The 923-nt window shown below is 68.0% G+C and carries 1 protein-coding gene; it reads right to left on the bottom strand.

Annotated elements, in window-relative coordinates; translation table 11 throughout:
• Window positions 1-923: DUF222 domain-containing protein (locus tag BN2156_RS30325; protein WP_131725222.1), on the bottom strand; the 923-nt coding region annotated here is incomplete at both ends.

Genomic DNA, 923 nt, shown 5'->3' with positions numbered 1-923 from the left:
GGTGTGGTCGATGTCGCAGCGTTGCACCGGGGCATCACAACCGGGGAAGCGGCACGTCAGGTCACGGAAGCGGATGAACTCCGACAATGCCACCGACGGGCGATACCCCGGCTCGGCGCCCTCGGGGGCGGGCGTATTCGGTGAGTCGCTGAATTCGGGCGGCCCGGGCTCCTCGCCAATGTCGGCGACTGTTTTGGCATCGGTTGGCGCGGCGGGTACCACCAGAGGCTTGATCTTGGCCTTGGCGGCCAGGTTTCGCACCGATTCAGCGGGTAGGATTCCGTGCCCGGGTAGATATCCCGGATCATCTGAAGTCCCCTCGAGGGTGGCCTGCTCGGCCAACACGTGAACCACCGCCGCGTCAGCGGCCGCGTGTTTCTGCCCGGCCGGGCAGTCCTCACGGCCGCACCGGCAGGCCAGCTGGGCTTGCAGCCGGGCCAACGGCCCCACCGCATCGGCACGACGCCGCTCACGGGTGCGCGGATCATGCTCACACACCGTGTCAGCCAACGCATCCAGGCGTTGATTCAAGGCAGCCCCATCGGCGGCGTCGATGTTGGCCACTACCGTGGCCGTGCCCGGGCGGCCCGGATCGATCTGCACAAACCGGTCCTGGGCCAGATCCGGCGGGACCCGTTGCCCGTTGGGGTCGAGTTTGGCGACCCATTGATCGATCCGATCGCGCAGTTGGTTTTCCGAGAATCGCATCCACCGATGCGCCCGAGCCGCCAGCTCAGCGTCCACCTCGGCCCACACCGACCGATCCGCGGTCTCGGTGCGGGTGATGATCATCCGAACCACCCGATAATCGATATCGCCGACGGCGAAGCGGGCCGCCACCTGGGGCAGCTTGTCGCGCAACACCCGGGCGTGATGCACCTGGGTGCGGGCCCGGCCCCGGCTGATCCGCATCGCCGCCGACA

The sequence above is a fragment of the Mycolicibacterium neworleansense genome (assembly GCF_001245615.1).
In the GTDB taxonomy this organism is placed as follows: Bacteria; Actinomycetota; Actinomycetes; order Mycobacteriales; family Mycobacteriaceae; genus Mycobacterium; species Mycobacterium neworleansense.
Note: the sequence above shows the minus strand (reverse complement) of the source record. Positions and strands in the feature narration are given on the sequence as shown.